20 protein-coding genes and 5 tRNA genes are annotated in these 23,781 nt (G+C 56.0%); 9 read left to right on the top strand and 16 right to left on the bottom strand.

What is annotated here, in order from left to right; genetic code table 11:
• Positions 1–176: 176 nt before the first annotated feature.
• From tuf to L362_RS03710, 5 genes are all read right to left on the bottom strand, one after another.
• Positions 177–1,361: an elongation factor Tu gene (gene tuf, locus L362_RS03690; RefSeq protein WP_014830236.1), complete on the bottom strand. Its 1,185-nt coding sequence runs from the start codon at positions 1,359–1,361 to the stop codon at positions 177–179.
• A gap of 118 nt (positions 1,362–1,479) precedes the next feature.
• A tRNA-Thr gene (locus L362_RS03695) sits at positions 1,480–1,555 on the bottom strand.
• Between the two features lie 6 nt (positions 1,556–1,561).
• Positions 1,562–1,636, bottom strand: a tRNA-Gly gene (locus L362_RS03700).
• A gap of 117 nt (positions 1,637–1,753) precedes the next feature.
• Positions 1,754–1,838 (bottom strand) — tRNA-Tyr (locus L362_RS03705).
• An 8-nt stretch (positions 1,839–1,846) separates the two neighbouring features.
• Positions 1,847–1,922, bottom strand: a tRNA-Thr gene (locus tag L362_RS03710).
• Positions 1,923–2,239: 317 nt separating this feature from the next.
• Between L362_RS03710 and coaA the strand changes: the two genes are divergently transcribed.
• The gene (coaA, locus tag L362_RS03715; protein WP_021242480.1) at positions 2,240–3,190 is read left to right on the top strand and encodes a type I pantothenate kinase; all 951 of its coding nucleotides are present in this window, start codon (positions 2,240–2,242) and stop codon (positions 3,188–3,190) included.
• 43 nt (positions 3,191–3,233) lie between these two features.
• Here the strand turns inward: coaA and dppF are convergent, their stop codons facing one another.
• The 9 genes from dppF to L362_RS0123225 all read right to left on the bottom strand — a co-directional run bounded on the left by dppF (position 3,234) and on the right by L362_RS0123225 (position 13,828).
• The gene (gene dppF / locus L362_RS03720) at positions 3,234–4,247 is read right to left on the bottom strand and encodes a dipeptide ABC transporter ATP-binding subunit DppF (protein WP_023309965.1); all 1,014 of its coding nucleotides are present in this window, start codon (positions 4,245–4,247) and stop codon (positions 3,234–3,236) included.
• Positions 4,244–5,227, bottom strand: coding sequence for a dipeptide ABC transporter ATP-binding protein (gene dppD, locus L362_RS03725; RefSeq protein WP_008502772.1), 984 nt, complete (start codon positions 5,225–5,227; stop codon positions 4,244–4,246). Before dppD ends, dppF begins: the two co-directional genes overlap by 4 nt.
• Before the next feature lie 10 nt (positions 5,228–5,237).
• Positions 5,238–6,140: a dipeptide ABC transporter permease DppC gene (gene dppC / locus L362_RS03730; protein ID WP_008502771.1), complete on the bottom strand. Its 903-nt coding sequence runs from the start codon at positions 6,138–6,140 to the stop codon at positions 5,238–5,240.
• Between the two features lie 9 nt (positions 6,141–6,149).
• Positions 6,150–7,169, bottom strand: coding sequence for a dipeptide ABC transporter permease DppB (gene dppB, locus L362_RS03735; RefSeq protein ID WP_008502770.1), 1,020 nt, complete (start codon positions 7,167–7,169; stop codon positions 6,150–6,152).
• Positions 7,170–7,346: 177 nt separating this feature from the next.
• Complete coding sequence (gene dppA / locus L362_RS03740) at positions 7,347–8,954, bottom strand: dipeptide ABC transporter periplasmic-binding protein DppA (RefSeq protein WP_008502769.1); 1,608 nt, start codon at positions 8,952–8,954, stop codon at positions 7,347–7,349.
• Between the two features lie 620 nt (positions 8,955–9,574).
• Positions 9,575–9,651 (bottom strand) — tRNA-Pro (locus L362_RS03745).
• Between the two features lie 91 nt (positions 9,652–9,742).
• A complete protein-coding gene (gene eptB / locus L362_RS03750) occupies positions 9,743–11,434 on the bottom strand; it encodes a kdo(2)-lipid A phosphoethanolamine 7''-transferase (RefSeq protein WP_008502768.1) in 1,692 nt (563 codons plus the stop codon).
• Positions 11,435–11,691: 257 nt separating this feature from the next.
• Positions 11,692–12,894 (bottom strand): L-lactate MFS transporter, encoded by a 1,203-nt coding sequence (locus tag L362_RS03755; protein WP_008502767.1) that lies wholly within the window; start codon positions 12,892–12,894, stop codon positions 11,692–11,694.
• Positions 12,895–13,132: 238 nt separating this feature from the next.
• Positions 13,133–13,828 (bottom strand): autotransporter domain-containing protein, encoded by a 696-nt coding sequence (locus tag L362_RS0123225; protein ID WP_021242477.1) that lies wholly within the window; start codon positions 13,826–13,828, stop codon positions 13,133–13,135.
• A 165-nt stretch (positions 13,829–13,993) separates the two neighbouring features.
• Here L362_RS0123225 and tag point away from each other — a divergent pair, with 165 nt between their 5' ends.
• The gene (gene tag, locus L362_RS03760) at positions 13,994–14,575 is read left to right on the top strand and encodes a DNA-3-methyladenine glycosylase I (RefSeq protein WP_023345238.1); all 582 of its coding nucleotides are present in this window, start codon (positions 13,994–13,996) and stop codon (positions 14,573–14,575) included.
• Positions 14,553–14,999: an N-acetyltransferase gene (locus tag L362_RS03765; RefSeq protein ID WP_023345237.1), complete on the top strand. Its 447-nt coding sequence runs from the start codon at positions 14,553–14,555 to the stop codon at positions 14,997–14,999. The genes tag and L362_RS03765 overlap by 23 nt, the downstream gene beginning before the upstream one ends.
• On the opposite strand, the gene L362_RS03770 is transcribed toward L362_RS03765, so the two are convergent.
• Entirely contained in the window at positions 14,962–17,241 is a 2,280-nt protein-coding gene (locus L362_RS03770; RefSeq protein WP_050583073.1) for a molybdopterin guanine dinucleotide-containing S/N-oxide reductase, read from the bottom strand. The genes L362_RS03765 and L362_RS03770 overlap by 38 nt on opposite strands.
• Before the next feature lie 212 nt (positions 17,242–17,453).
• On the opposite strand from L362_RS03770, the gene L362_RS03775 reads away from it, so the two are divergent.
• The 6 genes from L362_RS03775 to ghrB all read left to right on the top strand — a co-directional run bounded on the left by L362_RS03775 (position 17,454) and on the right by ghrB (position 23,506).
• Complete coding sequence (locus L362_RS03775) at positions 17,454–18,116, top strand: OmpA family lipoprotein (protein WP_008502762.1); 663 nt, start codon at positions 17,454–17,456, stop codon at positions 18,114–18,116.
• A gap of 179 nt (positions 18,117–18,295) precedes the next feature.
• On the top strand, positions 18,296–19,312 hold the full coding sequence (locus tag L362_RS03780; protein ID WP_023345235.1) for a LacI family DNA-binding transcriptional regulator: 1,017 nt from the start codon (positions 18,296–18,298) through the stop codon (positions 19,310–19,312).
• Between the two features lie 103 nt (positions 19,313–19,415).
• The gene (locus tag L362_RS03785) at positions 19,416–20,165 is read left to right on the top strand and encodes a sugar phosphate isomerase/epimerase family protein (protein ID WP_032623049.1); all 750 of its coding nucleotides are present in this window, start codon (positions 19,416–19,418) and stop codon (positions 20,163–20,165) included.
• 3 nt (positions 20,166–20,168) lie between these two features.
• Positions 20,169–21,107 carry a sugar kinase gene (locus L362_RS03790; RefSeq protein WP_023294842.1) on the top strand — a complete coding sequence of 313 codons (939 nt, stop codon included), beginning with the start codon at positions 20,169–20,171 and terminating at the stop codon, positions 21,105–21,107.
• A gap of 116 nt (positions 21,108–21,223) precedes the next feature.
• A complete protein-coding gene (locus L362_RS03795) occupies positions 21,224–22,504 on the top strand; it encodes an MFS transporter (RefSeq protein ID WP_021242469.1) in 1,281 nt (426 codons plus the stop codon).
• A 27-nt stretch (positions 22,505–22,531) separates the two neighbouring features.
• Positions 22,532–23,506, top strand: coding sequence for a glyoxylate/hydroxypyruvate reductase GhrB (gene ghrB, locus L362_RS03800; protein ID WP_023345234.1), 975 nt, complete (start codon positions 22,532–22,534; stop codon positions 23,504–23,506).
• Positions 23,507–23,564: 58 nt separating this feature from the next.
• Here ghrB and cspA read toward each other — a convergent pair whose 3' ends face one another.
• Entirely contained in the window at positions 23,565–23,777 is a 213-nt protein-coding gene (gene cspA, locus L362_RS03805; protein ID WP_003860775.1) for a transcription antiterminator/RNA stability regulator CspE, read from the bottom strand.
• Positions 23,778–23,781: the final 4 nt, after the last annotated feature.

The following is a 23,781-nucleotide window of genomic DNA, read 5'->3' as shown; positions in this document are numbered from 1 at the left end:
CAAACCAAATCGAAATGCTAATTCGCTTTTCGAATTATACGCTCTCTGCAGAGCCTGTCTCAGCAATGATTATGACAAAAATAATCACTGATGAGCCAGGTTCTGACGTGAAAGCGTGCAAAAAGGGCATCAAATGATGCCCTTTTATTGCGCATTGCGTCAAATGTTATCAGCAATTAGCCGAGAACTTTAGCAACCACGCCCGCGCCAACGGTACGGCCACCTTCACGGATTGCGAAACGCAGACCGTCGTCCATCGCGATTGGGTGGATCAGCGTCACAACCATCTTGATGTTGTCGCCTGGCATTACCATCTCAACGCCTTCTGGCAGTTCGATGGTACCGGTCACGTCAGTAGTACGGAAGTAGAACTGTGGACGGTAGCCTTTGAAGAACGGAGTATGACGGCCGCCTTCGTCTTTGGACAGGATGTACACTTCAGATTCGAACTTGGTGTGTGGCTTGATTGAGCCTGGCTTCGCCAGAACCTGACCACGTTCGATTTCTTCACGTTTGATACCACGCAGCAGAACACCAACGTTCTCACCAGCACGGCCTTCGTCCAGCAGTTTGCGGAACATTTCAACGCCAGTACAGGTAGACTTCGCAGTCTCTTTGATACCAACGATTTCAACTTCTTCACCAACTTTGATGATACCGCGCTCTACACGACCGGTAACAACGGTACCACGACCGGAGATGGAGAATACGTCTTCGATTGGCAGCAGGAATGGCTTGTCAATCGCACGCTCTGGTTCTGGGATGTAAGAATCCAGGAAGCCAGCCAGTTCGATGATTTTCGCTTCCCACTCTGCGTCGCCTTCCAGCGCTTTCAGAGCAGAACCACGAACGATTGGGGTATCGTCGCCTGGGAAATCGTACTGAGACAGCAGTTCACGAACTTCCATCTCTACCAGTTCCAGCAGCTCTTCGTCATCAACCATGTCGCATTTGTTCAGGAACACGATGATGTAAGGAACGCCTACCTGACGACCCAGCAGGATGTGCTCACGAGTCTGAGGCATTGGGCCGTCAGTCGCAGCAACAACCAGGATCGCGCCGTCCATCTGCGCAGCACCGGTGATCATGTTTTTAACATAGTCGGCGTGGCCTGGGCAGTCTACGTGTGCGTAGTGGCGAGTCGGGGTGTCGTACTCAACGTGAGAGGTGTTGATGGTGATACCACGAGCTTTTTCTTCTGGTGCGTTATCGATCTGGTCGAATGCACGAGCAGAACCACCGTAGGTTTTTGCCAGAACGGTAGTGATTGCAGCGGTCAGCGTTGTTTTACCATGGTCAACGTGGCCGATAGTACCGACGTTAACGTGCGGTTTTGTACGTTCAAACTTTTCTTTAGACATCGATTGTCCCTCTAAGACACGGATAAATCGGTGATATCACCACATCAACCAGGCGAAATGCCTGAATTGTTGAATACAGTAAAATTGAAACAGAGAGAAACGGGAAGGAGAAGTGAAGTGGTGCTGATACCCAGAGTCGAACTGGGGACCTCACCCTTACCAAGGGTGCGCTCTACCAACTGAGCCATATCAGCACGTATTGGAGCGGGCAGCGGGAATCGAACCCGCATCATCAGCTTGGAAGGCTGAGGTAATAGCCATTATACGATGCCCGCATCCTGAAACTCGGCTACCCAGTTCTTTCTGTAACAAAAAAAGAGATTTCTCTCTTTTTCAGTTTGAGCTGGCTAATTTTTCCAACCAGCTCCGGCGGCATTTACGCTGCCAGAAAGTGGTGGTGGGGGAAGGATTCGAACCTTCGAAGTCTGTGACGGCAGATTTACAGTCTGCTCCCTTTGGCCGCTCGGGAACCCCACCGGACTTGATGGTGCCGACTACCGGAATCGAACTGGTGACCTACTGATTACAAGTCAGTTGCTCTACCTACTGAGCTAAGTCGGCATCAAGTAGCGCGCATTCTATGGATACCTGCGCGGTCATGCAACTAAAAATTTGCATAAAACGTTCTTTCGCTCACAATTTATGCTAACAGCGTGTTGAGCGCTGTAAAAGTAGTCATTCGCGGTCAAATAATCAACATGTAAGGGGTATTTGCACTGTAAACACCGTAGCGTGACGGCCTCCGCGTAACGCAGCGCTTTCCATCTTTTTTCTTATTATTCCTGTCATCTGGTGTTAACCTCCTGCCCATTGTCCAAAATTAACTGTGTGATGAGCCACGATCCGGCAGTTTAATGCTGGCTCACTGAAGCATGCTTATGAGCAAAAAAGAGCAAACGTTAATGACGCCTTATCTTCACTTTAACCGCAGCCAGTGGGCTGCCCTGCGTGATTCCGTCCCTATGACGCTGACGGAAGGTGAAATCGCACGGTTAAAAGGGATAAACGAAGATCTGTCCCTTGAAGAAGTGGCAGAAATTTATCTCCCCCTCTCGCGCTTGCTTAACTTCTATATCAGCTCGAACCTGCGTCGTCAGGCGGTGCTGGAGCAGTTTCTCGGGACGAACGGTCAACGCATTCCTTATATCATCAGTATCGCAGGCAGCGTGGCCGTGGGTAAAAGCACCACCGCACGCGTCCTGCAGGCACTGTTGAGCCGCTGGCCGGAACACCGCAGCGTGGAGCTGATCACGACCGACGGCTTCCTGCATCCAAACGAAGTATTAAAAGAACGCGGGCTGATGAAGAAGAAAGGCTTCCCGCTCTCTTATGATATGCACCGTCTGGTGAAGTTTGTCTCCGATCTGAAATCCGGCGTGCCTCACGTGACGGCGCCGGTCTATTCGCACCTGATCTACGATCGCATCCCGGGTGGGGATAAGACGGTGGTCCAGCCGGATATTCTCATTCTGGAAGGACTCAACGTGCTGCAAAGCGGCATGGACTATCCTCACGATCCGCATCACGTCTTTGTCTCGGATTTCGTCGATTTCTCTATTTATGTCGATGCGCCGGAAGACCTGCTGCAAAACTGGTACATCAACCGCTTCCTGAAGTTCCGCGAAGGGGCGTTCACTGACCCGGATTCCTATTTTCACCACTATGCTCAGCTTTCTGAAGAAGAAGCGATCAATGTGGCCACGGGACTGTGGAATGAAATCAACTATGTGAATCTTAAAGAGAACATCCTGCCGACGCGCGAGCGCGCGAGCCTGATCCTCACCAAGAGCGAGAAGCACGCCGTCGACCAGATTCGCCTGCGGAAATAATCAAGCAGACATAAAAAAACCGGCTTATCGCCGGTTTTTTTCGTTATGCCTGTGGCTTCTCGCCATTTTCATCCTGATCGACCGCGAAGCAGGCAACCAGCTGGCCGCCATAATCCTTCAGCTGCGGCTGTAGCTGGGTGCAGGGGCCAAAGCGGCGGCTGCAGCGGGCGTTGAATGCACATCCCGGCGGCGGATTCAGCGGGCTTGGCAGCTCTCCCGTCAGCTTTATGCGCTCACGACGATCGTCCGGGTTCAGACGCGGCGTCGCAGACAGCAGCGCCTGGGTGTACGGGTGACGAGGGTTATTAAAGATCTGGTCTTTGGTCCCCTTCTCCACGCAGCGCCCCAGGTACATCACCATCACTTCATCGGCAATATGCTCCACCACCGACAGGTCGTGGGAGATGAACACGTAGGAGAGCCCCAGCTCCTGCTGGAGATCCATCATCAGGTTCAGCACCTGCGCCCGCACGGAGACGTCGAGCGCTGAAACAGGTTCATCGGCAATCACCACGTCCGGGTCAAGCATCAGACCGCGCGCGATTGCGATACGCTGGCGCTGGCCGCCGGAGAACATGTGCGGGTAGCGGTCATAGTGCTCGGTTTTGAGGCCGACCTTCGCCATCATCGCCAGCGCTTTTTCACGGCGCTGCTCTTTGCTCAGATTACTGTTGATCAGCAGCGGCTCTTCCAGAATCTGCCCCACTTTTTTACGCGGGTTCAAAGAACCGTACGGGTTCTGGAACACAATCTGGATTTTCTGGCGACGCAGCTTCTGCGCCTGCGGGTCGTGCTTGAGCAGATCCTGCCCCTGATAATAGAGCTCGCCGCCGGTTGGCACTTCAATCATCGTCAGCAGACGGCCCAGCGTGGATTTCCCGCAGCCGGACTCCCCCACCACCGCCAGCGTTTTACCGCGTTCGAGGTTAAAGGAGACGCCGTCCAGCGCTTTCACCAGGCGTTCAGGGGCAAACAGCCCCTTCTTCACCGGGTAATATTTTTTCAGGTCGATGGCCTGCAACAGCGGCTGTTGCGTGGTGGCCTGTTGCGTACTCATAGTGTTGGCCTCCCGGCATCATCGAGTGGGTAGTGGCATTTCGACTGACGACCGTCAGCCAGCTGGTTCAGCTCTGGCTCTTCTGCCCGGCATTTGTCCGTCGCATACGGACAGCGCGGATTGAGCAGACAGCCCTGCGGACGGTCATATTTGCCCGGCACCACACCCGGCAGCGACGCCAGACGCGCTTTATCCTGAGCAAACTCCGGCAGCGCGCGTAAAAGCGCCTGGGTATACGGGTGACGCGGCGCGCGGAAGATATCGTGTGAATTTCCGGTCTCGACCACCTGGCCGGCATACATCACGATGATTTTGTGCGCAGCTTCAGCCACCAGCGCCAGATCGTGCGTAATCAGCACCAGCGCCATGTTCTCTTTCTGCTGCAGCTCCAGCAGCAGCTCGATGATTTGCGCCTGGATGGTCACATCCAGCGCCGTCGTCGGTTCATCGGCAATCAGCAGCTTTGGCCGACAGGCAATCGCCATGGCGATCATCACGCGCTGGCTCATCCCACCTGAAAGCTGGTGCGGGTAAACGTCCAGACGCGATGCCGGGTCAGGAATGCCCACCTGGTTCAGCAGATCGATCGCCCGCTGACGACGGGTTTTCTTATTCCCGCCCTGATGCACCTTGATTGCTTCCATAATCTGGAAACCGACGGTGTAGCACGGGTTCAGGCTGGTCATCGGATCTTGGAAAATCATCGCCACTTCCGCACCCACCAGCTGGCGGCGCTGTTTCTCAGAAATGCGCTTCAGGTCCTGACCGTTGAACTGCAGGTTTTCCGCCATCACGCGGCCCGGGTAATCAATCAGCCCCATGATCGCCAGCGAGCTCACTGACTTACCGGAACCGGACTCCCCGACAATGCCAACCACTTCGCCCTGATTTACGCTGTAGCTGATGCGGTCCACGGCGCGAAACGGGGTGCCTTCATCGCCGAAGTGCACCGATAATTTATCTACATTTAATAACGCCATCTCGTGCCTCTTACTGCTTCAGTTTGGGATCAAGCGCATCACGCAGGCCATCACCCATCAGGTTAAATGCCAGCACCGTCAGCAGGATTGCCAGACCCGGGAAGGTGACAACCCACCAGGCGCTTTGTGCGAACTGCAACACGTCGGAGAGCATGGTGCCCCACTCCGGTGTTGGCGGCTGCGCACCCATGCCCAGGAAGCCAAGAGCGGCCATATCAAGAATGGCGTTAGAGAAACCGAGCGACGCCTGAACGATCAGCGGCGCAAGGCAGTTCGGGAAGATATTGACGAACATCTGGCGCATCGCACCGGCACCCGCCACGCGAGAGGCGGTGACGTAATCGCGGTTCACTTCCACCAGCACCGCCGCACGGGTTAAACGCACGTAGTGAGGAAGCGCCACGAACGTTAGCGCCAGGGCGGCGTTACCGATCGACGGACCGAAGATCGCCACCAGCACCAGGGCCAGCAGCAGGCTTGGCAGCGCCAGCATGATGTCGACGATACGCATGATGATGTTATCAACGATACCGCCGAAGTAGCCGGCAACCAGACCCAGTACGATCCCCATAATCAGGGATAACACCACCACCAGGCAGCCGACCAGCAGCGACAGGCGCGCACCGTACATTAGACGCGACAGCACATCGCGGCCCACATCATCGGTCCCCAGCAGGTGCGCCAGGCTACCGCCATCCTGCCAGGCAGGCGGGGCGAGCAGCGCATCGCGGAACTGATCCGCCGGGTTATACGGCGCGAGGACGTTAGCAAACACCGCAATCAGGATCATGATAGCGACATACACCAGCCCCACCACCGCGCCTTTGTTGCGCTTGAAGTAGTGCCAGAACTCCTGCATCGGCGTCATCGGAACCGGTGCAGCAACAACTTTGTTTTCAGAAACCTGTGACATGATGGCCCCTTACTTCTTATGACGAATACGCGGGTTCACCACGCCGTACAGCAAATCGACCAGCAGGTTGACGAGGATAATCATCGTCGCGACCAGCAGCACACCGCCCTGCACCACCGGATAGTCACGGCGTTGCAGCGCGTCAATCAGCCAGCGGCCCAGGCCCGGCCAGGAGAAGATGGTTTCGGTCAGGATCGCCCCCGCCAGCAATGTCCCCACCTGGAGACCGATAACGGTCACCACCGGCAGCATGGCGTTACGCAGCGCATGGACGATGATAACGCGCATACGCGTCAGGCCCTTTGCGCGCGCGGTGCGGATATAATCCTCACCCAGCACTTCCAGCATCGATGAACGGGTCATACGCACGATCACCGCCAGAGGAATGGTGCCCAGCACCATGGCAGGCAGGATCATATGCGCGACGGCATCCATGAAGTTGCCCTCTTCGCCCCAGATAGCCGTATCAATCAGCATAAAGCCAGTGAGCGGGTTGGAGTCATCCAGGAAGACCATATCGCTGACGCGCCCGGAGACCGGTGTCAGGTTAAGCTGCACCGAGACCAGCATGATCAGCATCATGCCCCACCAGAAGATAGGCATGGAGTAGCCGGTCAGCGCCAGGCCCACAGCGGTGTGGTCAAAAATAGAGCCACGCTTAACGGCAGCCAGTACCCCGACAGGAATACCCACCGCGGTGGCGAAAATCATGGCGCAGACGCCAAGCTCCAGCGTCGCTTTAAAACGCGGCACGAACTCGTCCCACACCGGAAGACGGCTTTTCAGTGAAATCCCTAAATCACCGTGCAGCACGCCCCAGATATAGTGGAGATACTGCTGCCACATTGGCTTATCGAGGCCAAGTTCAGCCAGCAGCTGTGCATGGCGCTCAGGGGAAATACCACGCTCGCCCGCCATAATCATTACCGGGTCGCCGGGGATCATATGGACGAAGGCAAAAGTGAGAAGGGTGATACCGATAAACGTGGGGATAACAAGTCCCAGACGTCGGAGGATGAACTGCAACATAACCCGGATTCTCTCTGATGACGCACGACCAGTGGCGTGACGTCTGTATTGCTCACAAATCTTATCCCCTCTCCTTTCAGAGAGAGAATTAAGCACTGCTGCCGGGTGGCGCTACGCTTACCCGGCCTACATACCGTAGGCCAGTGCAAGCGCAGCGCCGCCTGGCGTTGCTTTTAATTATTCAACCGATACGTTTTCGAAGTGGTGTTTGCCCAGTGGATCAACCACGTAGCCTTTCACTTCTTTACGCACTGGCTCGTACACGGTGGAGTGAGCAACAATCAGCGCCGGAGCCTGATCGTGCATAACAACCTGCGCCTGCTTGTACAGTTCAATACGTTTGTTGTGATCGTCGGTCGCACGCGCCGGCTGGATCAGGTCTTCAAACGGCTTGTAGCACCAGCGAGAGTAGTTAGAACCGTCTTTCGCTGCAGCACAGCTGAATAGGGTAGCGAAGAAGTTGTCCGGATCCCCGTTGTCACCGGTCCAGCCCATCATCACTGCCTGGTGCTCACCCGCTTTGGCGCGCTTCAGGTACTCGCCCCACTCGTAGGTCACAATCTTGGCCTGTACGCCAATCTTCGCCCAGTCAGCCTGAACCATTTCTGCCATACGGCGTGCGTTCGGGTTGTACGGACGCTGTACCGGCATCGCCCACAGCTCAACGGTGAAGCCTTTATCCTGGCCCGCTTCTTTCAGCAGCGCTTTCGCTTTCTCAGGATCGTAGGAGTAGTCTTTAACGTCGTCGTTATAGCCCCACATGGTTGGTGGGATCAGGTTTTTGGCTGCAACGCCAGCGCCCTGGTAAACCGCCTTGATGATCGCTTCTTTGTTCACCGCGTAGGTCAGCGCCTGACGCACTTTCACGTCATCAAACGGTTTCTTCTCGGTGTTGAAGGAGAGATAGCCCACGTTCAGGCCAGCCTGCTCCAGCAGGTTGATGTTCTTGTCCTGCTTCATGCGGGCGATGTCAGCCGGGTTCGGGTATGGCATCACCTGGCATTCGTTTTTCTGCAGTTTTGCATAACGTACTGACGCATCAGGCGTGATGGAGAAGACCAGACGGTCGATCTTCGGCTTGGTGCCCCAGTAGCCTTCGAATGCTTTATACAGAATACGGGAGTCTTTCTGGTACTGCAGCAGCTGGAATGGACCGGTACCGATTGGGTTCAGGTCGACTTTTTCCGGCGTACCGGCTTTCAGCATGTTGTCCGCGTACTCTTTGGACAGAATTGAGGCGAAGTCCATGGCCAGGTCAGCCAGGAACGGTGCTTCCGGACGTGTCAGCACGAACTGAACGGTATTATCGTCCACTTTTTTCACTTCAGAGATCAGATCCGGCAGACCCATCCCTTCGAAGTATTCATAGCTGCCGCCAGAGACTTTGTGGTACGGGTTCTGAGCGTTTTTCTGACGGTCGAAGGAGAACACAACGTCGTCGGCGTTAAAGTCGCGCGTTGGTTTGAATTCTTTGCTGTCCTGCCACTTCACGCCCTTGCGCAGGTGGAAGGTGTAGGTTTTACCGTCTTCGCTGACGTCCCACTTCTCGGCCAGACCCGGAATCACTTCCGTGGTGCCGGTTTTGAATTCAACCAGACGGTTATAGATCGGTACAGAGCTTGCGTCGTAAGTCGTACCAGAGGTAAAGAGCTGTGGGTTAAAGCCTTCCGGCGAGCCTTCAGAACAGTAAACCAGGGTTTTTGCCTGTACGCTTGCTGCCACGGTCATAGCCACCAGGCTCAGACCAAGCTTCAGCATCCCTGACTTCTTCAAGGAAATACTCATTATTCTGCTCCAATGTGATGTTTTGCTTTGTTGTGTTACGCCGCCAGACCTTTATTTATTTTTTACCCGGTCCGGTCGGAGGTGCCCGAAGGCGTTAAAGGGATGGAGAATCCTTTCAGAAGAGCGTTTGAGTTGCAGCGCAGATCGTCCCTGAAATGCCCCTCATGCCCTACAATCTGTCAACAGAATGTGAAAACGTCAATACAGGTGACGGGGATTTACGCTGAGTGTGAGAAACCGCAAACAAAGATTAAAAAAACCATGAGCGTCAGTTTTCAGCAGGGAAATTTATGCTACTCGCCATGTTGCAGCACAACTATCTTCATATTTCGCAACAATCAGTGATTAACTTTTATTCAGAATGGGTAAATTTTCTTGCAGAATGGTGATTATCTGAGCACTAAATACCGCGAACGTTAAAACGCACAGCGAAAAATGCTGAGGTTATCCATAAGCAACGCGAAAAAAGATCAATCTATATATAAAAAAATACAATGGATTATGTCACAAAATCGTTAACAGGCAGGGAGAAGCGGGCGTAAGGGGCGTTTTGATTACTCTGAAGAGCTAAGGCCATAATGCAAAAAGGGCTAACCTTACGGTTAGCCCTTTTCAGAATGTGGTCGGCGAGAGAGGATTCGAACCTCCGACCCACTGGTCCCAAACCAGTTGCGCTACCAAGCTGCGCTACTCGCCGAATGCGGAGCGCATCTTACTGCTGAGGTGCGCCCCCGTCAATCCCTTATTTTCAAAAAGCCATTCAACTGGCGATATTCTCGCCAGAGCAGCTACTGCGCGGCTTTTGCGCTGTTATCAGGGAGTTTACACCAGTTGTTGTTTTCGTTAATCCCACCGTTCGGTGAGGTGTAGCCGAGACAACCCATAATGGTGTCGTACAGCTCAACGTGACGACGCGGCACCTTCATTTCCGCCTCTTTCTTCAGATGGGCAAACATCTTCGCTTTCTCCGGGTCTTCCAGATACTTATCGGACATCCACACCATCATTGGCACGCGGAACTGCTCGGGCGGCGCCATCTTGCGTGGTGTACCGTGCAGATGCTCGAACTCATTGATAGATTCACCGTGGTCCGCCGCATAGAAGACAATAGCCTTCTTATCGCGAACCTGGTCAATCACCGAATCAATAAAGTGATCCACATACATCACGGAGTTGTCATAAGAGTTAATCAACTGGGCTTTGGTGCAGTCTTTATCCACTCCGACGCACTCCGGCGTCCATTTGGCAAAGCTGCGCGGGTAGCGCTGCGTGTAGTTAAAGTGCGACCCTTTGGTATGAAGGATGATCATATGCTTACCATCAGGGTTCCCGTTGAGTGAGAGTTTCATCTCATCAATCAGCAACATGTCATCGACAGGTTTGCCACGGTTGCGCGCCTCTGCGCCAATCTGCTCGCGGTAGGAGATGTTTTGCGCCATGGTGTTGCTGTAGAACCACATCTCACTCTGCATCGCATAGAGGTCGGAGGTAAACCCAAGCTGATGCAGCACCGAGAAGACGTTTTGCTCTTTTAGCGTACGCTGCGGGTTATCGCTCGCCCCGCCCTCGCGCACAAACATGCAGCGCAGGGAAAGCTTGGTGGCGGTATCACAGGAATAGCCACGATAGGCAATCAGGTTCTTTTCCTGCGCCAGTTTAGGCGTGGTATCACGGTTATAGCCGAGAATGCCCATATGATCCCAGCGCGTGGTCTCTCCGATAATAAAGACGACGTAGGTATCGTCGATATCCTTTGGCGCCACATAGGTAAACTTCTTCGCCGGGTTTATCAGCGACTTATTATCCGAGGACTCATCCACCTGCGCCCACGCATACAGCCCTAGCGCGGAGATCCAGTTAGACGGTAAATACGAGTTGGCAACCACGCCACCGTAGCTCGGCATATCCACGCCGGAGGTACGCTCATCATTCTTCTGCTTCACCTCCAGCAGACGAATCGGCCCCCAGACCATCAGGCCCGCCAGCAGCACCACGGCGACGCTTCTGAATCGCTTTCCTGGCGTGCGGATCTGGTGAACAAGGGTATAGCGGCAGCGGTTGCTCCAGATGAGCAGCAGCGGCAAGGCGCTGACCGCTACCAGCCAGAGGATAAAGTGCAGCCCCACAACCTCTTTAGAGAGGTCGATATCCGTGGTCATCACCGAGGCAATAATGCCGTAGCCAATCACCACGTTCATAAAAGTCATGTAATAGCTGGCACCCGCCGAGCACAGCACGATAAACGTTGCCAGCACTCGCCACACGCGACGGCCAAACAGGGTAAGAATACGGAATAAAAAGAAGGTGACCAATACCGCAGCGACCAATTCGACAACCGCTGCAATTCCTTTCCAGACGGTAAAATCATGCGCGTAACCGTCAAACCGACGGAAAAAAACTGCGCCGTTCATAAACAGGCCGATGTACAACGCCAGCAAAAAGCAGAGCTTTTGTTGCGCCATCGATTTAATGTATTTCATGCAAGCTACCCGGAAAAAGGGACAGTACCGCCGCCCACCTCGATTAAAAAGTGGGCAGATTAGACATACGCTCAGGGGATCGTTCAATGAAACGTCTACAGGCGTGGTAAGTAGACCACAGGGAAGCGGAAAAGTGGCAGCAGAGAGTGTGATCAGTACAGTTATTTACAAAAAAGCAAATCCAAAAACAGACAAAATCGCTTTATTTCCAGGTTAAGAAAATAAAAAGGCCGGATTACCGGCCTTTCTCGTCGCGATTATGCATGAACTTCTTTAAAAACTTCACGTTGCGGCTGGCGAATCGTGGTTGACAGCGCCAGGGAGATAATCAGCAAGGCAAATATGACGCAGAAGGTTACGTAGAACCCGCCGAACAGGGAAGCAATCAGCGAGCCGCAGATACTGCCGATCCCGAAGCCCAGATAGATCACGCCGTAGTTTTTCGCCAGATTGTTCAGGCCAAAGAACTCGCTCACCAGTGACGGGAAGACGGTAATGGTGCCGCCGAAGTTAAAGGCCACGCAGGCAATTGCCGCGAAGAAGGTGGCTTCATTCAGCGGAGCGAACAGCAGCGCCGCCATACCGACCAGCGAAACCACCTGCCCAATCGTAATCACGCGGATGCGGGCGATTTTGTCGGACAGAATACCGAGGACCAGACGACCGGAGAGGTTAGCAATGGAGATGACGGTCACCGCGTTGGCCGCCGTGGCTGCATCCAGTTTCACCATCCCCTGCGCGATATCTTTCGCCACGCCGATGACATACAGGCCGCTCATGCAGGCCGTCAGGAACATCACCGCCAGCATCCAGTACTGCGGTTTACGCATGGACTGCGCGAGGGTGAAATCATTCTCCACCACACCATTCACGGATTTCACTTCCTGCTGCGGCGCATCCTTCATCAGCGTGGCGCCGAACAGAATCATCACCAGCACGATTGCGCCCCAGATCATGAAGGTTTTTTCGAGGCCGACGGACGCCAGCAGATGGGCATCGATAAATTTGAACCCGAGGCTGCCCAAACCATAAGAACCAATGGCAAACGCGGAGATTAAACCTTTACGTTCCGGGAACCACTTCACGCAGTTTGACAGCGTCAGCAGATAGCCCGCGCCGTCCGCCAGTCCCACCAGCACGCCCGCACTCAGCCAGAGCATCATCAGGTTGCTGGAATGCGCGGTCAGGAAAAAGCCCAACCCCAGCAGGATGCCGGACGCCATGGTCACGCGCTTCACGCCAAAACGCTCCTGCAGCTTGCCCGCGACGGAAGATGAAATCGCCAGACCCAGGCTCAGCAAACCAAAGGAGAACGCGACCTGGCTGACCGGTGCGCCGAGTTTGTCAGAAAGCGCACTGTTAAACAGGCTCCAGGTATAGACCGATCCCAGCGCAAACTGAGTGACGATGGTACCAAAGAGCGTGAGCCAGCGCGTGCGGTTATAGGTTGATGTGTTCATGGCAGTTGTCCTGCAAGATAAATTGAGGGAATTCGCTGAGGACAACGATAAACAAAACCTCAATATGCCTGGGGTAAAACGGCATGAAATGCAGGCGGAACGGAATGAAATGCCTGGAATCGGGAATGAATGACCTGGCACGGGAATAAAGCGACAGCGTGTTAGTATCTGCTATCGCTGTAAAGCCCGTGGTTATTGTATTCGAGATGTTATCGTAACGTTTAAAAAAGTAACAATTCTAGAAATTGGCGCTGACGCCGAGGGTGTATAAAAACTCCTCACCGGTGGTGGTATGCTCCCCCTGAGCCAGCGAGGCATAGGCCGCCATGTGCGTATTAAAGGGAATATCCGTTCCCACGGTGACATCCATCCAGCTGCCGTTTTGGGCAGGAGCTGGCGTTTGCGGCATACCAAACTGCGATTTCCACTGGTTTTCACCAAACTGTTGGTTATAGCTGATCTGCGCCCAGGGCCGGAGATCGCCGTACTGGGTGTTAACACGCCACCCCAGCGTGCTGACGCTGGCATGCCAGAGCGGGTCCGTAACTGACTGTGTCGACGCGCTATCACCAAACTCGTTGATCATCATAGGAGCCGTGCCGTCGTACCGCCACGCCACCACCGGGCCGGTGGTAATTCGCGCTGAAACGGGAAAATTCCAGCCTACGCTCATCGCCCCCTCTGTCGTGCTGCCAGACGGTATATTCAGAGCAAGACCCGGCGCATTTTGCGAAGACTGAATACGCTCCGCGAGAATATCCTCATAGCGCGGTTGGTGATCCGCGTCCCATGTATAGCGTTCCGCCGTATTATTTTGGGCGTCTGAAACGATATATTCCTGTTGCCAGGCAGACGCTGTATTACAAAAAAACAGGCAGGCTGAAATCCCCACCAGGCCAGACACAGCATGGCGACCACTGATTTTTTTTATCATCTTCAACGCGACCCCAGAGAGAGCCGAATTCGGCGATATTTGTCGTTATTCAGGAAGAGCTTAGAGAGCATATGGCCCTGTATTAACTATTGTCTTTATAGTAAACACGTCAAGCCAGTCAGAACGAAATTTTTGCGAAATCAGTATCAATAAGGGAGATGACGGATGGAACGTTGCGGTTGGGTAAGCCAGGATCAGCTTTATATCGACTATCACGATCGGGAATGGGGCGTGCCGGAAAGGGATGGCAAAAAGCTCTTTGAGATGATCTGCCTGGAGGGCCAGCAGGCGGGGTTATCATGGATTACGGTACTGAAAAAACGCGAAAATTACCGCAGCGCTTTCCACCAGTTCGACCCCGTCGCCGTCGCCGCGATGACCGATGAGGACGTGGAACGACTGGTGCAGGATGCCGGCATCATCCGCCATCGCGGCAAGATCCAGGCCATCATCGGTAACGCACGGGCTTATCTGGCGATGGAGCAAAACGGCGAATCATTTTCAGATTTTGTCTGGACGTTTGTGAACAACACTCCGCAAGTCACGCAGGCCGCCACACTCGCGGACATCCCGGCCTCCACCCCAGCCTCGGATGCGCTCTCGAAGGCCCTGAAAAAACGCGGCTTTAAGTTTGTCGGCTCCACCATCTGCTACGCCTTTATGCAGGCCTGTGGCCTGGTCAACGACCACGTTACCGGCTGCTTCTGTCATCCGGGAGGCCATCATGATCCGCAAATGGCAAAATGAAAATACCGCGCCGCTGCTGAGCCTGTGGCTGGAAAGTACCACGGAAGCGCATCCGTTCATCGCGCCGAATTACTGGAAAGAGAATGAGGCCATGGTGCGGGACGTTTATCTGCCGTCCGCTGAAACCTGGGTCTGGGAGCAGGACGGCGAACCTTGCGGATTTATCAGCGTGATGCAGTCTCAGTTTGTCGGCGCCCTGTTTGTGGCGCCGTCATGCATCGGGAAAGGCATCGGGCGCGCGCTGCTGAAACATGTTCAACAGCGCTTCCCGCACTTAACCCTGGAGGTGTATCAGAAAAATGTCCGGGCGGTGAATTTCTACCATGCTCAGGGCTTTCGCATTGAAGACAGCGCCTGGCAGGATGACACCCAACACCCGACGTGGATCATGAGCTGGCAGGCGGATCAAACGCCGTTAAGGTAAGCTCGGGACCCGTATATTTCTCGACCCAGGCCAGCGCCGTGTTCCCTGCGCAACCATTCCCCAGCTTCGAGCTGGGGAGATCTTTGGTCAGCACGTTAACCGCCCCGTTTTTACAGATACCGCCTTCGGCGAGCTCAAGGTCAGGCCATGCGCCCTGATGAATACAGATCACGCCCGGCTTAATCCCGTCGCTCACCACCGCCCCTGCCAGCACCTGTCCACGCGCGTTCCAGACGCGCACCACGTCGCCGTCCGCAATCCCGCGCGCTTTCGCGTCGAGGGTATTCAGCGTGATGGGCTCTCGCCCGGCGACCGCATACTGCTCGCGCAGGGAGGTATAGTTAAGCTGGCTGTGCAGACGGTGTGCGGGATGGGCAGATAACACCTGCAGCTGATCCGGCCGGGCGTTGCCGTGCCATTCGTCCGGCTCGAGCCACGTGGGATGCGGCGGGCAGTCAGCATAGCCAAAGCTGGCGATGCGCTCGCTGTAGATCACGATCTTGCCGCTCTCGGTTTTCAGCGGGTGGTTCTCCGGATCGCGCCGGAAATCGGCAAAACGAACAAACTTCGCGTTCTGTTCACTCTCCGGCATTTCGACGATCTGGTTCGCCTCCCAGAACTCAGTAAATGGCGGGAGCGTCACGCCCTGCGCCGCGCCGCGCTGTCCGGCAATCTGGTAGAAGGCTTCCAGCCATTCGAGATCGGTTTTTCCTTCGGTAAAACGCGCGCGACCGCCCGCTTCCCACCGCTCGCTCAGTTCAGCAAACACGTCGAAATCATCACGCGCCTCATCGCGCGGGGCCACCACGCGCTTCATCGGGACCATATGCTGGTTGCTGTAGTCGCCGGTCATGGTGAGATCGTTACGCTCAAACGAGGTGGTCGCCGGGAGCACGATATCAGCGTGTTTCGCCGAGGCGGTCCAGAAGCACTCTGAAATCACCACCAGCTCCGGCTTCTGCCAGGCGCGGATCAGGCGGTTGGTATCCTGATGGTGCGTGAAGTTCGACCCGCCCGCCCACCAGACAAATTTAATATCCGGGAAGTGGCGGTCGAGACCATTGTGCTGATAAAAACCGCCCGGATTTTCCAGGGCTTCAACAATACGCGCCACCGGGATTTTATCCACGGCGTCCACGCCCCCCTGCACCGAACCTTGCAGAGACGCCAGCACCGCCGCTTTACGCGTGGGGTTACCGCCATTGGCAAAGTGATAGGAGAGACCAAAACCGCCGCCCGGCGTACCGATCTGCCCCAGCATCGCGGCGAGGGTCACCAGCATCCAGTGTTTTTGCTCGCCAAACTGCTGGCGCTGCATCCCCCAGCCAGACATCAACATCGTGGTGTTTTTATGGAATAACGCCGCCAGTTCGCGGAGTTTATCCGCAGAAACACCGCAAATGTCAGCCGCCCACTCTGCCGTTTTGGCCACGCCATCCGTTTTACCCGTCAGATAGTCGGCGAATTTATCGAAGCCGGTGGTACAGCGCGTCAGGAATTCGACATCGTGCCAGCCGTTTTCCACCAGGGTATGGGCGATACCCAGCATCATTGCCACGTCGGTGCCCATATGTGGGGCAATCCACTCGGCGCTGTCGCCGAAGAAACCCAGGGTTTCAGAGCGCATCGGGTCAATGCAGATGATGCGCTTGCCGCTTTTGCGCAGCGCGTCGAAATAGCCAATGCCCTGCTCGTCGCTGGCATTCCAGGCAATTTTCAGCGTGTTAAGAGGGTTAGCGCTCCACAGCACCACCACGTCGGTATGTTCCAGCACCAGCGGCCAGCTGGTCTGCTGCTGGTACACCTCGTTCCCGCCCACGACGTACGGCATGATCGCCTGCGCCGCACCGGTGGAGTAATCCCCCAGATGACCGGTATAGCCGCCCGCCAGGCTCATATAGCGCTGCAGCAGCGTCGACGCCTTGTGCAGCACCCCGTTAGAGCGCCAGCCGTAGGACCCGGCGAAAATGGACGACGGACCGTAACTGTCGCGAATGCGCTTGTGCTGGGTGTGGATCAGCGCCAGCGCGTCATCCCAGCTCACGCGAACAAACTCATCCTGACCGCGAATGCCCTGCGGCTTGTCAGGTGAGGCGAGAAAACCTTTACGCACCATCGGCCAGCGCACGCGTGTTTTGCTGTGCACCTGATCGCGAACGACGGTCTGTAAAGAGTTGGGATGTTGTGTTGGCAATGCTCCGCGAGACGACAGAACATTTTCGCCATCGGTTTCGACCAGCATTGGCCCCCAGTGGGCGGCGGTCAGAATGGTTTTCGTTGAGGTGCTCAAGCGTGCGCTCCTGGTTGCGTGCAGGTTTTACGGCCTTCTTGCTGAGACCGTTTATGGTTTGTCACAAATTTCAGAGTTATACCCGGAATTTTCTCCGTATCTGGACGTCATAATCAACTGCCACGTTCGCCGTGGCAAAGAATAAAAAGGATTAAGGAAAGAAGATGAAAAAACGCGTACTCGTTATTGCCGCTCTGGTGAGCGGTGCACTGGCTGTTTCTGGCTGCACAACCAACCCTTACACCGGTGAGCGCGAAGCGGGTAAATCCGGCATTGGCGCGGGTATCGGCTCGCTGGTCGGCGCAGGCGTTGGGGCGCTCTCCTCCTCCAAGAAAGACCGCGGCAAAGGCGCGCTGATTGGCGCAGCGGCGGGCGCGGCCCTGGGCGGCGGCGTCGGTTATTACATGGACGTGCAGGAAGCAAAACTGCGCGACAAAATGAAGGGAACCGGCGTGAGCGTGACGCGCAGCGGCGATAACATCATCCTGAATATGCCGAACAACGTCACCTTCGACAGCAGCAGCGCAACGCTGAAACCCGCGGGTGCGAACACCCTTACCGGCGTGGCGATGGTGCTGAAAGAGTACAACAAGACCGCCGTGAACGTGATTGGCTACACCGACAGCACCGGCAGCCAGGATCTGAACATGCGTCTGTCCCAGCAGCGCGCCGATTCCGTGGCCAGCTCGCTGATTACCCAGGGCGTTGAAGCAAACCGCATCCGCACCAGCGGCATGGGCCCTGCCAACCCTATCGCCAGCAACAGCACGGCGGAAGGCAAAGCGCAGAACCGCCGCGTAGAGATTACGTTAAGCCCAATTCAGTAGGTAAAAGCAAAACGGCAACCCCGTTGCCGTTTTTAGTGTTTGCGCCCTCTCCCGTGGGAGAGGGTTGGGGTGAGGGTATCAGACCGCAACCTCCGGTAAGCGCAGCGCCACCGGGCAAATTACTTGATTCGTCCGATTTTCCCGCTAAGGTATTCTCACTAAATTCAGGGAAATCAGCGATGAGCAAACCAGCCCGGGCCACCATCAGCGACGTGGCGAAAGCCGCCAAAACCGGTAAAACCAGCATTTCGCGCTACCTTAACGGCGAGAAACACCTGCTGTCCGATGCGTTGCTGGCGCGTATTGAACAGGCCATTGCCGATCTCGACTACCGTCCCAGCCTCATGGCGCGCGGGCTCAAACGCGGCCGCACCCGCCTTATCGGGCTGATCATCGCCGATATCACCAACCCCTACTCCGTGAACGTGCTCAGCGGTATCGAAGCCGCCTGTCGCGAGAAAGGCTTTACGCCGCTGGTCTGTAATACCAACAACGAAGTCGACCAGGAGCTGCATTATCTCGACCTGCTGCGCAGCTATCAGGTGGAAGGGATTGTGGTCAACGCGGTAGGCATGCGTGAAGAAGGCTTAAATCGCCTGCAGCAATCCTCCCTGCCCATGGTCCTCATCGACCGTAAAATCCCGGAATTTGCCTGCGACGTGGTCGGGCTGGATAACATCCAGGCCGCCACGACCGCCACCGAACATCTGATTGAACAGGGCTTCGAGGCCATTCTGTTTCTGAGTGAACCGCTGGGGATGGTCAACACCCGTCGTGAACGCCTGAGCGCATTTCGCGCCACGCTGGAGCGTTATCCCGGCGTGATCGCCGAAAATGCCGAAACGCCGCTTCACGAAGCTGGGCAGCTCGACAACACCCTGCGTCAGTTCCATACGCGCCATCGTGGGATGCGCAAAGCGGTTATCTCCGCCAACGGGGCGCTGACGCTGCAGGTTGCCCGCTCGCTCAAGCGCATTGGCCTGCACTGGGGCAGCGACATCGGTCTGCTGGGGTTTGATGAACTGGAGTGGGCGGAGCTGGCTGGCGTCGGCATTACTACCCTCAAACAGCCCACCTGGCAGATTGGCTATGCTGCTGTTGAACAAGTCGTTCGTCGTATTGAAGGCACCAGCGATGCCGTTCGCGAGCAGGTCTTCTCCGGCGAACTGATCGTTCGTGGCTCCACCGCGCGTTAAATTTCCCTTGTGATAGCGATCATAAATTCAACATCCTGACCTTTTCTTTGGAACCGGTTCCATCTAGCGTAATAGTATTGATATGTTGCGATGGAGTCCGAAGATGGGCAGGAAAATTATGGTGGTCACCGCCGCGTACGGTGCGGAACAGGTGCGACAGGCGGGCGGTCAACGGGCGATGCTCCCCGTAATTGCTGGCGCGGGGGCAGACGGCGTTGAGATCCGCCGGGAACTGTTCAACAGCGAAGAGCTGCTGGCGCTGCCCGCGCTGGGCGAATCCATTGAGCTGCTGGGTCTGCTGGCGTGCTACTCCGCACCCGCCGCCCTGTTTATGCCCGACGGCACCCTCAACCCGGACCTGCCCCGCTATCTTTCTGAAGCCAACACCCTGAACGCACTTTGGCTGAAGGTGTCCTTGGGCCATTTCCGCGACGCGCAACCTCTGGACGCTCTGCGTACGCTGCTGAATACCAGCGGCATGGCGCTGGTCGTGGAGAACGATCAGACCGACTGCGGACAGCTCGCGCCCATGCAGCGCTTCCAGGCCGCCTGTCGGGAAATGGCGCTCCCCGTCACGCTGACCTTCGATATGGGGAACTGGCTGTGGGTGGGCGACTCCCCTGAAGAGGCCGCGCGTCACCTGGCCCCTGCCGTGAGCTATATCCACGTGAAGGCCGCCGTGCCGCATAAAGATAACTTCCGCGCCGTCGCACCGGACCGCGCCGATGCGCGCTGGCTGGATCTGCTGGGCCAGCTGCCTGCCGATGCCCCGCGCGGTATCGAGTTCCCGCTGGAAGGGGCGGATTTAACCGCCGTTACCCGCCATTACGTCAACCTGCTGCGCGAGGAGTAAACCATGCACAAGACGCTGGATGTCATCACGATCGGCGAGGCCATGGCCATGTTTGTCGCCACCGAAACGGGCGAGCTGAGTGCGGTGGAGCACTTTATCAAACGCGTCGCAGGCGCTGAGCTCAACGTCGCGACCGGCCTGGCGCGTCTCGGCCTGAACGTGGGCTGGGTCAGCCGCGTGGGGGATGACAGCTTTGGCCATTTCGTTCTCGATTCGCTGAAAAAAGAGGGGATTGATGCTGCAGGGGTCACCCTCGACGGACGCTTCCCTACCGGCTTTCAGCTTAAATCCAAGGTCGAAAATGGAACCGATCCCATCGTGGAGTATTTCCGCAAAGGCTCTGCTGCAAGCCACCTTTCTGTCGCGGATTACCACGCCGATTACTTTGCCTCCGCACGCCATCTGCACCTGAGCGGCGTAGCCGCGGCACTCTCTGCCAGCTCGTATGAGCTGCTGGATCATGCCGCGACCACCATGAAAGCCCAGGGGAAAACCCTATCGTTCGACCCCAACCTGCGTCCGGTGCTGTGGAAAAGCGAAGCGGAAATGGTGGAGAAACTGAACCGTCTGGCGTTCCGGGCGGACTGGGTTCTGCCAGGCCTGAAAGAAGGGATGATTCTGACCGGCGAAAGCACGCCGGAAGGCATCGCCGACTTCTACCTGAATAAAGGGGTAAAAGCGGTGGTGCTGAAGACCGGTGCCGATGGCGCGTGGTTTAAAACGGCCAATGGCGAGCAGGGCGCGGTCGCGGCAGTGAAGGTCGAGAACGTCGTCGACACCGTCGGCGCAGGTGACGGCTTTGCCGTGGGCGTGATTAGCGCCCTGCTGGAAGGTAAAACGCTGCCGCAGGCCGTCGCGCGAGGCAACAAGATTGGCTCGCTGGCCATTCAGGTGCAGGGCGACAGCGAAGGATTACCAACACGAGCACAGCTCGGCGTTTAAATTCCCTCTCCCTGTGGGAGAGGGCCAGGGTGAGGCAGCAAGCCGCACCAGATAATTAAGCCACCGTGTACCCTACAGACAACGGCGGTAACAACCTCAACAACAGAGGCAAGCCTATGAACAGTTCGACCAATGCAGTAAAACGCTGGTGGTACATCATGCCAATCGTGTTTATCACGTACAGCCTGGCGTACCTTGACCGTGCCAACTTCAGCTTCGCGTCCGCCGCGGGGATCACCGAGGACCTCGGGATCACTAAAGGGATCTCCTCCCTGCTGGGTGCCCTTTTCTTCCTGGGCTACTTCTTCTTCCAGATCCCCGGCGCGATCTATGCGGAACGCCGCAGCGTGCGTAAGCTGATCTTCATCTGTCTGATCCTGTGGGGCGCCTGCGCGTCGCTGACCGGCATGGTGAACAATATTCCTGCCCTGGCCGCCATTCGCTTTATCCTCGGCGTGGTTGAGGCGGCGGTTATGCCCGCGATGCTGATCTACATCAGCAACTGGTTCACCAAATCTGAGCGCTCGCGCGCGAATACCTTCCTGATCCTCGGTAACCCGGTCACGGTACTGTGGATGTCGGTGGTGTCCGGCTACCTGATCCAGGCCTTCGGCTGGCGCGAGATGTTTATCATTGAAGGGGTGCCGGCAATTATCTGGGCCTTCTGCTGGTGGGTGCTGGTGAAAGATAAACCAGCCCAGGCGAAATGGCTTTCCGAAGACGAAAAAGCGGCGCTGCAGGCGCAGCTGGACAAAGAACAGCAAGGCCTGAAGGCGGTGCGTAACTATGGTGAAGCCTTCCGCTCGCGTAACGTGATCCTGCTCTGCGCGCAGTACTTTACCTGGAGCATTGGCGTGTACGGCTTTGTGCTGTGGCTGCCGTCCATTATCCGCAGCGGCGGTGAAAACCTCGGCATGGTCGAAGTAGGCTGGCTGTCATCCGTACCGTATCTGGCGGCAACCATCGCGATGATTATCGTTTCCTGGGCGTCGGACAAGCTGCAGAACCGCAAGCTCTTTGTCTGGCCGCTGCTGCTGATTGCTGCCTTCGCCTTTATTGGCTCCTGGGCCGTGGGCGCAAACCACTTCTGGGTCTCTTATACGCTGCTGGTGGTTGCCGGTGCGGCCATGTACGCCCCTTACGGACCGTTCTTTGCCATCATCCCCGAGATGCTGCCTCGTAACGTGGCGGGGGGTGCGATGGCGCTGATTAACAGTATGGGTGCGCTAGGTTCGTTCTGCGGCTCCTGGTTCGTCGGTTACCTGAACGGTGCCACCGGCAGCCCATCCGCATCGTACATCTTTATGGGGGTGGCGCTTTTCGCCTCGGTATGGCTTACTCTGATTGTTAAGCCTGCTAATAATCAACAACACCCTGTCGGCGCTCGCCACGCCTGAATCCTTAAAAAATCAACGGAGATTAGCATGAAGCCGTCCGTCATTTTGTATAAAACCCTGCCGGAAGATCTGCAGAAACGCCTTGAAGAGCACTTCACCGTCACGCAGGTGAAGAACCTGCGCCCGGAAACCGTGGCACAGCACGCCGACGCGTTCGCGAGCGCGGAAGGCCTGCTGGGTTCAAGCGAAAAAGTGGATGTCGCCCTGCTGGAGAAAATGCCGAAGCTTCGTGCTACCTCAACCGTTTCCGTGGGTTACGACAACTTCGACGTGGATGCGCTTAACGCCCGCAAAATCCTGCTGATGCATACCCCGCATGCTCTGACGGAAACCGTTGCCGATACGCTGATGGCGCTCATGCTCACCACGGCCCGTCGCGTGGTGGAAGTGGCTGAGCGCGTCAAAGCGGGCGAATGGACAAAAAGCATTGGTCCGGACTGGTTCGGCGTGGATGTTCACGGCAAAACGCTGGGCATTGTCGGTATGGGGCGTATCGGGCTGGCGCTGGCGCAGCGCGCCCATTTTGGTTTTAACATGCCGATTCTGTATAACGCGCGTCGCCATCACAGTGAAGCCGAAGAACGCTTCAACGCCCGTTACTGCGAGCTGGATGCCCTGCTGCAGGAAGCCGATTTTGTCTGCCTGGTGCTGCCGCTGACGGATGAAACCCGTCATCTGATTGGTAAAGAGGCGTTTGAAAAAATGAAGGCATCTGCCATTTTCATCAACGCGGGTCGTGGCCCGGTGGTGGATGAGAAGGCGCTGATTGAGGCTCTGAAAAACGGTGAGATCCATGCAGCAGGTCTGGACGTGTTTGAGCAGGAGCCGCTGCCGGTGGACTCCCCGCTGCTGACAATGCCTAACGTGGTTGCCCTGCCCCACATCGGCTCAGCCACCCATGAGACGCGCTACAACATGGCGGCCACCGCGGTCGATAACCTTATTGCCGCCCTTAGCGGAAAGGTGGAGAGAAACTGCGTGAACCCGCAGGTGCAACGGTAGAAACGAAAAAACCCGCCAGAAGGCGGGTTTTTAAATTCTTTGCTACTGGGTTGGAAGCTTACAGGCTTACAACGTTACCAGCTGCTGGGCCTTTAGCGCCGCTTTCGATGGTGAAGGACACTTTCTGACCTTCGTCCAGAGATTTGTAGCCATCGTTCTGGATAGCAGAGAAGTGTACGAACACGTCTTTAGAGCCATCGTCAGGAGTGATGAAGCCGAAACCTTTATCAGCGTTGAACCATTTTACCAGACCAGTCATTTTAGCAGACATAGAA

It is taken from the genome of Enterobacter sp. MGH 16 (genome assembly GCF_000493175.1).
In the GTDB taxonomy this organism is placed as follows: Bacteria; Pseudomonadota; Gammaproteobacteria; order Enterobacterales; family Enterobacteriaceae; genus Enterobacter; species Enterobacter roggenkampii.
The sequence above is the reverse complement of the archived record's forward strand: the minus strand, read 5'-3'. Positions and strand labels throughout refer to the sequence as shown.

Bases quoted from the DNA above. Each gene is read 5' to 3' on its own strand.
- ghrB (WP_023345234.1), top strand. From the start codon at position 22,532: ATGAAGCCGTCCGTCATTTTGTATAAAACCCTGCCGGAAGATCTGCAG.
- L362_RS03790 (WP_023294842.1), top strand. From the start codon at position 20,169: ATGCACAAGACGCTGGATGTCATCACGATCGGCGAGGCCATGGCCATG.
- L362_RS03755 (WP_008502767.1), bottom strand. From the start codon at position 12,894: ATGAACACATCAACCTATAACCGCACGCGCTGGCTCACGCTCTTTGGT.
- L362_RS03780 (WP_023345235.1), top strand. From the start codon at position 18,296: ATGAGCAAACCAGCCCGGGCCACCATCAGCGACGTGGCGAAAGCCGCC.
- L362_RS03795 (WP_021242469.1), top strand. From the start codon at position 21,224: ATGAACAGTTCGACCAATGCAGTAAAACGCTGGTGGTACATCATGCCA.
- L362_RS03770 (WP_050583073.1), bottom strand. From the start codon at position 17,241: ATGCTGGTCGAAACCGATGGCGAAAATGTTCTGTCGTCTCGCGGAGCA.
- L362_RS03775 (WP_008502762.1), top strand. From the start codon at position 17,454: ATGAAAAAACGCGTACTCGTTATTGCCGCTCTGGTGAGCGGTGCACTG.
- L362_RS03765 (WP_023345237.1), top strand. From the start codon at position 14,553: ATGATCCGCAAATGGCAAAATGAAAATACCGCGCCGCTGCTGAGCCTG.
- coaA (WP_021242480.1), top strand. From the start codon at position 2,240: ATGAGCAAAAAAGAGCAAACGTTAATGACGCCTTATCTTCACTTTAAC.
- eptB (WP_008502768.1), bottom strand. From the start codon at position 11,434: ATGAAATACATTAAATCGATGGCGCAACAAAAGCTCTGCTTTTTGCTG.
- dppA (WP_008502769.1), bottom strand. From the start codon at position 8,954: ATGAGTATTTCCTTGAAGAAGTCAGGGATGCTGAAGCTTGGTCTGAGC.
- dppC (WP_008502771.1), bottom strand. From the start codon at position 6,140: ATGTCACAGGTTTCTGAAAACAAAGTTGTTGCTGCACCGGTTCCGATG.
- L362_RS03785 (WP_032623049.1), top strand. From the start codon at position 19,416: ATGGGCAGGAAAATTATGGTGGTCACCGCCGCGTACGGTGCGGAACAG.
- tag (WP_023345238.1), top strand. From the start codon at position 13,994: ATGGAACGTTGCGGTTGGGTAAGCCAGGATCAGCTTTATATCGACTAT.
- dppB (WP_008502770.1), bottom strand. From the start codon at position 7,169: ATGTTGCAGTTCATCCTCCGACGTCTGGGACTTGTTATCCCCACGTTT.
- cspA (WP_003860775.1), bottom strand. From the start codon at position 23,777: ATGTCTGCTAAAATGACTGGTCTGGTAAAATGGTTCAACGCTGATAAA.
- tuf (WP_014830236.1), bottom strand. From the start codon at position 1,361: ATGTCTAAAGAAAAGTTTGAACGTACAAAACCGCACGTTAACGTCGGT.
- dppD (WP_008502772.1), bottom strand. From the start codon at position 5,227: ATGGCGTTATTAAATGTAGATAAATTATCGGTGCACTTCGGCGATGAA.
- L362_RS0123225 (WP_021242477.1), bottom strand. From the start codon at position 13,828: ATGATAAAAAAAATCAGTGGTCGCCATGCTGTGTCTGGCCTGGTGGGG.
- dppF (WP_023309965.1), bottom strand. From the start codon at position 4,247: ATGAGTACGCAACAGGCCACCACGCAACAGCCGCTGTTGCAGGCCATC.